This window comes from Neobacillus fumarioli NBRC 102428, from assembly GCF_001591485.1.
GTDB classification, from domain to species: Bacteria; Bacillota; Bacilli; order Bacillales; family Cytobacillaceae; genus Neobacillus; species Neobacillus fumarioli.
In genome coordinates this window covers 1-9,484 of record NZ_BCUZ01000104.1, presented here as the reverse complement: position 1 = coordinate 9,484, position 9,484 = coordinate 1, and the positions used below count along the sequence as shown (strand labels likewise).

The 9,484-nt window shown below is 40.4% G+C and carries 9 protein-coding genes and 1 pseudogene; 4 read left to right on the top strand and 6 right to left on the bottom strand.

Annotated features, from left to right (window positions below; genetic code table 11):
• Window positions 1–183: 183 nt before the first annotated feature.
• Window positions 184–690 carry a DoxX family protein gene (locus BFU02S_RS12650; protein ID WP_066371216.1) on the bottom strand — a complete coding sequence of 169 codons (507 nt, stop codon included), beginning with the start codon at window positions 688–690 and terminating at the stop codon, window positions 184–186.
• 154 nt (window positions 691–844) lie between these two features.
• The gene (locus BFU02S_RS12645) at window positions 845–1,126 is read right to left on the bottom strand and encodes a hypothetical protein (RefSeq protein WP_066371214.1); all 282 of its coding nucleotides are present in this window, start codon (window positions 1,124–1,126) and stop codon (window positions 845–847) included.
• Window positions 1,127–1,351: 225 nt separating this feature from the next.
• Between BFU02S_RS12645 and BFU02S_RS17705 the strand changes: the two genes are divergently transcribed.
• On the top strand, window positions 1,352–1,489 hold the full coding sequence (locus BFU02S_RS17705) for a nuclease-related domain-containing protein (protein WP_369690689.1): 138 nt from the start codon (window positions 1,352–1,354) through the stop codon (window positions 1,487–1,489).
• 296 nt (window positions 1,490–1,785) lie between these two features.
• Here the strand turns inward: BFU02S_RS17705 and BFU02S_RS12640 are convergent, their stop codons facing one another.
• From BFU02S_RS12640 to BFU02S_RS12630, 3 genes and pseudogenes are all read right to left on the bottom strand, one after another.
• A complete protein-coding gene (locus tag BFU02S_RS12640) occupies window positions 1,786–1,989 on the bottom strand; it encodes a cold-shock protein (protein WP_066371213.1) in 204 nt (67 codons plus the stop codon).
• 399 nt (window positions 1,990–2,388) lie between these two features.
• Window positions 2,389–3,213: pseudogene (locus BFU02S_RS12635) on the bottom strand (hypothetical protein).
• Window positions 3,214–3,383: 170 nt separating this feature from the next.
• On the bottom strand, window positions 3,384–3,944 hold the full coding sequence (locus BFU02S_RS12630) for a transcription repressor NadR (RefSeq protein WP_066371211.1): 561 nt from the start codon (window positions 3,942–3,944) through the stop codon (window positions 3,384–3,386).
• Between the two features lie 137 nt (window positions 3,945–4,081).
• On the opposite strand from BFU02S_RS12630, the gene nadB reads away from it, so the two are divergent.
• The 3 genes from nadB to nadA are packed head-to-tail and all read left to right on the top strand — an operon-like array spanning window position 4,082 to window position 7,461.
• On the top strand, window positions 4,082–5,644 hold the full coding sequence (gene nadB, locus BFU02S_RS12625; RefSeq protein WP_066371209.1) for an L-aspartate oxidase: 1,563 nt from the start codon (window positions 4,082–4,084) through the stop codon (window positions 5,642–5,644).
• A complete protein-coding gene (gene nadC, locus BFU02S_RS12620; protein ID WP_066371207.1) occupies window positions 5,613–6,452 on the top strand; it encodes a carboxylating nicotinate-nucleotide diphosphorylase in 840 nt (279 codons plus the stop codon). Before nadB ends, nadC begins: the two co-directional genes overlap by 32 nt.
• A 49-nt stretch (window positions 6,453–6,501) precedes the next feature.
• Window positions 6,502–7,461 (top strand): quinolinate synthase NadA, encoded by a 960-nt coding sequence (gene nadA, locus BFU02S_RS12615; RefSeq protein ID WP_066371205.1) that lies wholly within the window; start codon window positions 6,502–6,504, stop codon window positions 7,459–7,461.
• Window positions 7,462–8,491: 1,030 nt separating this feature from the next.
• Here the strand turns inward: nadA and BFU02S_RS12605 are convergent.
• The gene (locus tag BFU02S_RS12605) at window positions 8,492–9,403 is read right to left on the bottom strand and encodes a nuclease-related domain-containing protein (protein WP_066371201.1); all 912 of its coding nucleotides are present in this window, start codon (window positions 9,401–9,403) and stop codon (window positions 8,492–8,494) included.
• Window positions 9,404–9,484: the final 81 nt, after the last annotated feature.

The following is a 9,484-nucleotide window of genomic DNA, read 5'->3' as shown; positions in this document are numbered from 1 at the left end:
GCATACTTAGTAGGAGGTGAGAGTATGGACGGTTATAGAAAAAATAGTCATGCTGTATATGATATTAAATACCATGTGATTAGGATAACAAAATAAAGGAACAAAGTTTTGTATAGTCCAATAGCGATAAGAACAAGAGAATTGATAACTCATAAGCCCCAACCAGTATTTTTTCAATTTTCATTATGCTGTATTTTTTAAGGTAGATTTCAATTTTTCCAGAGTAATTTGTTTTTTTAGAAATGGAATAACCCAGCGGTCTAATCCAATTTTTGCAGCATTAAGGCCTGCAATTAGGACAAAGATCTCAATGAGAACCATTTGTGGATTTATGCTAGTAGTTCCTGAGAACATGTAAGAAAAATTCATAACTGCTCCTATTAAAGCTGCGAAAGTAGTAAAAGTACCTAAAATAAGTCCGACCCCTACAAGAAATTCTCCCCACGGTACTAAAACATTAAATAATCCTACATTGTGGATGACAAATCCACTTAGAAAATCGGCCCACCAGGGTTGAACAGCTGGATGTTCTCCGGTTGCCTGCTTAATTGCACCTGCAAGGAATCCACTTGCGTCAAATCCTCCTGAAATTTTTCCCCATCCGGCTTGCAGCCACTGCCATCCAATATACAGACGCAATACTGTTAATATGTAAGATGCCAAACGATTCGTTTTTAGAAATTGAATCACTTAAAATCTTTCCTTTTCATTTTATAATTAATAATGATTATCATTATCAATTATATAGAATATTATCCTGTGTTATTAGCGGATTGTCAACTAAAAATTAGAAAATTGTTAAGGGATTCGTACAACGATCTAGCAGACGCCATGGATGCATTGCCTAAATTTTAGATCGATAAGGAGTATCACCAGCAAAAGGAACCCTTACCCCCCAAACATTCCTCGAATATCCAAAATACTCGGCGCTGGTACCTGCAAATGCTTCGATCGTTTCTATTTCATAGAAGAATTTTATTCCCCTCTTCAGATCAGGGACGCGGCAAAGCTTGATCAAACTTATGCCCAATCCCAGCAAATGATTCAAATAGTCTTCATATCCTAACTTCCTTTGGTATTCTTTGGTTAAAAAATGATAAGCCAGTGGAAATGGTAGTAGAGCCATACCAATCGTCCCACAGCTCCGACCGACCGTATTATCGGCTTCACGTAAAATACGGCCTTACATACCAACTATACTTAGGGCAACACCATAGAATACGCCATAGATCCTTGCTGATTCCAGCAATACCCATAATGGTAGGGTTTTGCAATCCTATGCAAGGATGCCGGCGAAATTCTTACCCAACATGTTTTAGAAGGCTTAAAAAGAGATCTGGTAAAGGGAAGGGTGCTATCGCCGTCTGAAATGTCAATTATGCCTAATGTGTTTATTCCTACCCCTTCCCAAGACGGCTTAAAGACACGGCAAATCGATCATCTGATTTTATTGCCAACAGGGATATATTTGATTGGAACAAAATATTGACTCGGGAAGATCGTTGATGGATTAATTAAAGAGAAATGCTGGAAAGTTTTTTTATCGTCGTTAGGATGGGGAAAGACCTAAAGGACGAAGAAAATATTAGAATTTGTTCCACTGTATTCATCAGAGGACAATGACTCGACCATTCTTCAAGTACGATTTTATGGAGAACCGAGTAAATAGGTTCGTCATACCGCCTACGCCTAAAAAGAATATCTTGCTAAGCGCTTGGGAGTTCTTTGTTCATAAGAAAGAAAAGCAGACTCCCATAAAAGAGCCTGCCTTCCCTGTTTTGTAAATTAAACAGCTTTACGTACGTTTGAAGCTTGAGGTCCACGTTGACCCTGCTCAACATCAAAAGTCACTGCTTCGCCTTCTTCTAAGGTTTTGTAACCTTCGCCATGAATCGCTGAGAAATGAACGAATACATCGTCTCCACCTTCACGTTCGATGAATCCGAAGCCTTTTTCGCCATTAAACCATTTTACTTTGCCTTTTTCCATTTGTATTGCCTCCTAGTGTGTAAACACACACAATGTGATACTATCCTTGCTCTCAGTGATCATCAAGACGAAAAGTTAAAAATCCTTTACACCGAACAAAAATAATTCTTATTAATCATAACATTTATTGTAAGAAGTGGCAAGAGGCAAAAAAAAAATCTATTGAGCTTACTGTTATTTTGCTTAGCGTATGTTTAAAGCTGTTATCTTAACTCGTACATAGAAAACCTTTGTTTATCAATGGGTTTATCATTGAAATCATGTTATAACAACATATTCTTCTAGATAACGAGTCTCGCAGCATCAAATTCTGCATAAATCTTAACGTAGGAGATATTGCCGCAACAAAGACCATTTTTCTCCGATACTCTCCTGAAGCTTTGACCGAATGCTTTTATCTCATGTATGAAACCATGTCCCTTCTAGTGCTTTTATATATCGGTCTGCTGATTTCTGGACAACTTGATCTGCATTTTGCATGACGATTCGGTGAAATGCATTATAGATCCAGTTAAACGATACATCTTTCACTTTATTGGCCATCTCTCTTACTTTGCTTGCAGGTAGTGGGATCAAATTTGGGTAACTGTACATAAAGCTTACCCATTGACGGTCGGCAACGACTTGAATGATATCACCAGTCAGTAAAACGCCTTTATGATGGTCTCCATTTTTCCAATGTAGGACAGCTCCCCCTTTAAAATGACCGCCTAGTCGGTATAAGGTTATACCATTTGTTAGTTCAAGGGATTCGCCTGACCAAAATGTAATTTTTTCACTCGGTCTCATTACCCACTCCTGATCATCCTCATGAATATAGATCGGGGCATTAAATGTCTCAGCCCATTCAATTTGTGTAGAATAATAATGAGGATGAGAAAGAGCAATTGCTTAAATCCCACCTAAACGATTGATTTTCTCAATCGTCTGCTCATCTAAATAGGTAATACAGTCCCATAAGATATTACATCCTTGATTTTGTACGAGATAAGCTGTTTGACCAATGCCAAACCCAGGCTTTGTTCGAATGCTATATAAATGTTCCTCTTCCTGAAGAATTTCATTTTGAAACGAGTTACTTTGTTGCATCTCTTCTAATGTCGTCCATGATTGTCCTGACGGATTTACATATTGTCTCTCTTCGTTGCAAATCAGACATGCTGTTGGAGCTTTCGGGCTTTGAGGATATTGAACACCACAGGTAGTACAAATATAATTTGGCAAATGAATACACTCCTATCTATTGAGATATGTGCAAAACTTGGATATTATAACACAATTATACAACCCATTATGAAACGATACGAGTAAATTTTATAGAGGTTAAATAAAAAAGGGAGGATGAAGACACCCTCCTAAATATATGGGAAAAATAGCACCAGGAGCGTCGAAAGCTAGTCACTTCGGAAATAACTTATATCTGTATTTAGGAAACCCTCCTTATGTAATTGCATTTCCACTTCGTTTAAAGCAGTGTTACTTGCAGATGCCAGAGTGAGCAGATGGGTTTCGATTGTTGATTCAGGGAAAAAAGAGTTCTTTGTGTCAGAGAGTTTTTCCATGAATTGTCTTACTTCCATGCGGTTGGAAACCATGATGGAGGCAGTGATTGTCCCGAATATAGGATGTTGGATCTGAAGGTCTTTGATGGTTACGCCATGATCTACGATTAAATTAAATTCCTTTTCTATATGGTCAGGTAAATGGCGGCAGGCAATCTTTTTTTCAAAAAAGGGAACCGTCTCTGCCTGCTTCAAATACATATAGCCTTGTCTAGTCGCGATTATGGGTTCATTTCTTGCTTTTAACAGGGTAATGTCCCCGACAATTGCCTGTCTTGAGACGTTTGTTTTGGCAGCCAGTTCACTGCCGGTAATGGGAGTTTTCGTTTCTTTCAATAGCTGCAATATCCGCGATCTTCTTTCTTCCCCTATCGATTTCATTTTCCTACTCATGAAAACACTCCTAAAATGAAAGCCTGATGAAGCTAAGCTCGTAAACTTCAATAATTTTTCTATAAAAATCTTGTTTTTAGTTTAAATCTATGTCAATATATATGTCAAGACAGCTGTTAACTTTGGGGGCTTTCATAATGGAAATGACTGATGTTCTAATTATAGGCAGTGGAATTGCCGCTTTACAGCTGGCCACTTCACTGAGTCCTGATCAAAATGTGAAGATTCTAACAAAGTCAACGATTAAGAATGCGAATTCTTATTTGGCGCAAGGCGGGATTGCCGCTGCCATTGGGTTTCGAGACGATCCTTCGAAACATTTTGTTGACACTCTTGAGGCAGGAAGATTTCACAATCATGAGGAATCTGTTCGTGAAATACTGAACGAAGCCCCGGTATTGATTGGCGATATCGCGGAAGTTTTTGACAAAGACCCAAATGGAAATATACTGCTTGGGCTTGAAGGAGCCCATAGTGAAAAAAGAATTGTGCACGCAGGTGGCGATGAAACAGGAAAAAATGTCATAGAATACTTGATTAGCAATCTAACAGAAAATGTGAAAATAGAAGAAAACGTGTTTGCTTACGAATTGTTGATGGATCAAAAACGGTGTATCGGGGTAAAAGCAAAAACCCAAGATGGCACGATCCGATATTATTACGGAAATTATGTAGTACTGGCCACGGGCGGCTGCGGCCAAGTTTATTCCTTTACTTCCAATGCCCCTACGGTAACGGGGGACGGGATTGCCATGGCCTATTTGGCAGGCGCTGAAATTGTCGATATGGAATTTGTGCAATTTCATCCGACACTTTTATACAAAGATGGAGAAACAAAAGGATTAATATCAGAAGCTGTGAGAGGAGAAGGGGCGGTTTTGGTTACCGAAGACGGCGTTCCGATCATGGAAGGTGTCCATCCATTAAAAGACCTCGCCCCAAGGCACATTGTTTCACAGACAATTTTTGACTATATCCAAAAAGGGTATGAAGTCTACCTGGATATTCGCCAGATTAACCATTTTGAAACAAGGTTCCCTTCGATTACAGCTAATTGTCATAAGAACGGAATCAATTTGGCGGAAGGAAGAATTCCGGTTGTTCCCGGCAGCCATTTTTTAATGGGAGGCATTAAAACAGATGTAATCGGCCGTACGTCGGTCGATGGGTTGTTTGCCATTGGCGAGGCCGCGTGCACGGGCCTTCACGGCGCCAACCGCCTAGCGAGCAATTCCTTGTTGGAAGGGCTTTATCAAGGGAAAAAGCTCGCCCAATGGCTGAATTCAAATCCTAGAAAATCCACAATTGGGGGATTACCTAAATCTCTCTATCCGCTTCAAACCAAAAAAACGAAGATCCCGGATATCCAGGTTTTGAAAGATTGGATGATGAAGCGGGTTGGAATTGTCCGTTCCAAAGAACTGTTAGAGCAGCAGAAACATTGGCTCGATCAGTTTCATTTGATGGATTTGATAGACCTTGATGCTTATTCTATTCAGGATCTAAATAAAATTTTCATGTATATGACGGCTTCCCTAATTACGGAGGCTGCATTATCCCGGACAGAAAGCCGGGGAGGGCATTATCGAAGTGATTTTCCTTATGAGGATGAAAATTGGCGGAAGAAAATCATCATTCAAAAGCGCAAAGAGGAAGTGGCACTAAAACATGAACACATTGAAACTGCGCTCGTTAATTGAGCAATTTTTGATCGAAGACATCGGCGAACAAGATGTTACAACCGATTTGATTTTTCCAGACGATACAAAAGGAGAAATCGTTTTCTTGGCGAAAGAAGCCGGGATTTTTTGTGGAGAGAAAGTGATTCAGACCGGATTTCACGTATTAAATCCGCAAATTGACATCCAATTGTTCGTCAAAGATGGCGACCCAATTGAAAAAGGACAGCGTTTGGCTGTTGTTTCAGGAGAGATTTCCGCACTGTTAAAGGGCGAACGGGTGGTTCTTAACCTTATTCAGCGTATGAGCGGAATCGCGACGTTAACACGGAAAGCAGTGGAGACACTGGATAGTTCCTATACGAGAATTTGCGATACAAGAAAAACCACTCCAGGCCTGCGGATGCTTGAAAAATATGCTGTCCGGACGGGCGGCGGCTATAATCACCGCTACGGCCTTTACGACGGAGTCATGATCAAAGACAATCACATCGCTTTTGCCGGCTCTATCAAACGTGCGGTCGAACTCGTCCGCGAGAAACTTGGGCACATGGTCAAAGTCGAAGTGGAAACAGAATCAAAAGAACAGGTCATCGAAGCAGTAGAAGCGGGGGCAGATGTGATTATGTTTGACAACCGCACGCCAGATGAAATAAAAGAACTCATCCAATTTGTGCCCGACCACATCATCACAGAAGCATCCGGCGGGATCCAATTAGACAATCTAGCTGACTATCGCGACTCTGGAGTACAGTATATTTCTCTTGGTTTTTTAACCCATTCATACAAGGCCCTTGATATTAGCGTCAAAGTGAAAATTGATGAATAAGCCGCATATACTATCAACTTTAAAAAAAACAATAGGAAGGAACGTTAACATGACCATTACAGAAATGAAAAGCCGTTTAGTCGAGGAAATTTTTGAATGGAAGCAAAAGCGTAATGCCATCCTGCTCGCTCACAATTATCAAATTCCGGAAATACAAGATATTGCCGACGTGTTGGGAGATTCTCTGGCACTTGCTCGCGCTGCTGCGGATACTTCTGCGGATGTTATTGTATTCTGTGGCGTTCATTTTATGGCAGAAACGGCTGCGATTTTGAACCAGGAGAAAACAGTCCTTCTTCCAGACCTTGAAGCAGGCTGCTCATTAGCTGATTCGATCACGGCGGATCAACTCAGGGAATGGAAAGCTGAGCACCCAGAAGCGGTTGTCGTTGCTTATGTGAATACAACTGCGGAAGTCAAGGCATTAAGTGATTATTGCTGTACTTCTTCGAATGCCGTAGATATCGTCCGATCCATTCCAAAAGATAAGGAAATCTTATTCTTGCCGGATATGTTCCTTGGTAATTTCGTGAAGCGTGAAACTGGCCGTGAAAATATGCATATCTGGATGGGAGAATGCCATGTGCACGCAGGAATTCAACCGCATCAGGTAGAAGGAGTGCTAACTGAGCATCCGGAAGCCGAACTGCTTGTGCATCCTGAATGCGGCTGCTCCACATCTAGCATGTATTTAATGTCTGAAGGCGTCCTTCCAAAGGACAAAACGCATATTCTATCAACAGGCCACATGCTGAAACATTCAAAACAATCAGAGGCAGATGAATTCATCGTCGCAACAGAAGTAGGGATCATTCACCAAATGCAAAAACAAAATCCGGAAAAACGCTTCGTCGCCGCTAACCCGGATGCTGTTTGCCCGTTCATGAAAATGATTACACTTGAAAAAGTATTAGATGCACTTAAAGAAAACAAGCATGTCATCACCGTTCCAGCCGATACAGCCGCAAAAGCAAAACTTGCAATTGAGCGGATGATCTCCATCGGTTAGGAGTCTGTTGGAAAAGGTCAGTCAGATCATTTTTGGCTGGCCTTTTTTTAATATGTCATGAAACCGAAGGCACTTGTTCCGTAAAAAGAAAAGTCATTGCTGGCTTGGGAATCCATGCTCTTAAAAAAACCCAAGATCTGTCTGAAGTTGTCGTTGGTTCGGACATGCTAAGCTCAAGAAAAGTCAAGTACAGTAGGAAGTTACCGTGGGTTCGGACAACAAAGAGAAAGGCATGCCCGCCGCTGTCTGAAGTCGCAGAAGGTTTGGACACTTAACCTCAAGAAAAACTCGAGTACAGTCCGAAGATACCGTAGGTTTGGACAATAAAGAGAAAGGCATGCCCATTACTGTCTGAAGTCGCAGTTGGTTGGACATTCACTCCCAAAAATGGCCAAGTACAGTCCAAAGTTGCCGTAAGTTCGGACATTCAAGCCCAAGGATAGCAGTGCATAGTCCGAAGTTACTGTAGGTTCGGACAATAAAGAGAAAGGCATGCCCATCACTGTCTGAAGTCGCAGAAGGTTTGGACATTCAAGCCCAAGGATAGCAGTGCATAGTCCGAAGTTACTGTGAGTTCGGACAACACAGAGTCAGGCATGCCCGCCACTGTCTGAAGACAAAGAAGGTTTGGACACTTAACCTCAAGAAAAACCCGAGTACAGTCCGAAGTTACTGTAGGTTCAGACAACAAAGAATAAGGCATTCCTGCCTCTGTCTGAAGCTGCAGAAGGTTCGGAAACTCAAACCCAAGACAAGTCTTAAGTCCCCGTAGGTTCGGCACCTCCAAATCCTAAAGAGGGCCCTTCCTGTCTGAAAATCCTTGTTAGTTCAGACGGCAGTGCTTATCGAATCTCGACGCCTGTCTAAAACTGCCACTGGAATTAGATTAGTTGGGCTTATTTAGACAGGAAAGGGGATAAGAGATTTTAGTTCGAACGGCATGATTGAATATATTAGGAGAGAAAAGGTAACCAAGAATGTAAAAAAGCTATCTGAATGCAAATCTCATTCAGATAGCATACTGCAAAATTTATACGTAATAAGTACTGCTAGTTCTTCCAATTGGTGTATAGTGTTTTTTTAAAACCCTGGAAAAAGTCTTTTTACTTAAATCTACATTGCACCATTCATAAATACGTTGCGTAGTAATTTTTTTTTCGGGAAACAGCAGTTGAAATTCTTTCACATTCCGTAAAATAGCGTGTTCAATTTTTTCATGTTCTCCGCATTGATCGCACAAAAAGACATTATTTCTTATAGAAACTAAAAAGGATTTGCAATTTTTACAATATATTCCCTTAGACAATTGATCATAGGTATATTTCGGCAATGTCGTAAGCCGATTTGTATTTTGATGTAGTGACAACAGGTTTTGAGCCACTTTCTTATGCCCCTCATGCAACATAGAAGGTGTTTTATTTAAATCATCCAAAAAACGGTTTAATTGGGTGGGTAATATAAAGGGTTGATCCATGGGAGCTTGATACAAGGTGAATTCGGGGTTGATAAAGATAACGGAGACATCAACAAGGAAATTTAGCTTGAGGTTTTGAAGCAGTTGGCGGAATAAAGTTCCACTCCTTTTGATCTGATTAACGGGATTTTGATATTCACGACCAGTTAATTTGCTAAAAAGTTTGTCCCCTTCTAGGTAACAATCGCCCTCAAGATTTTTTATATCACAAAGATGGATGACAGATTGTGAAATAATCAATGAATCGATTTGAAAGTAGGAATTGTTAACTTCAAGCAACAAGTCATTTAAAATATATCTTTCCTCTTTCAGTCTTTCCGCTGCTAATCGATCAAATTTTACCTCCCCTTCATAGCCTTTTTCTAGATTCAAATAATGAAACTTTTCCTTCGGGGATAATTCCATTCTTGTGTTTAGATAGCGTAAAGCCAATAGTTCATTTGATTCAGTTCGTTCTTTAAGTAACATAAGCCACTTCCTTTCTTAATCCTTAAGCTCATTTTATCGAAAATTATTAAAAGTTAAAATAAATTACTGAGAGTATCTGAT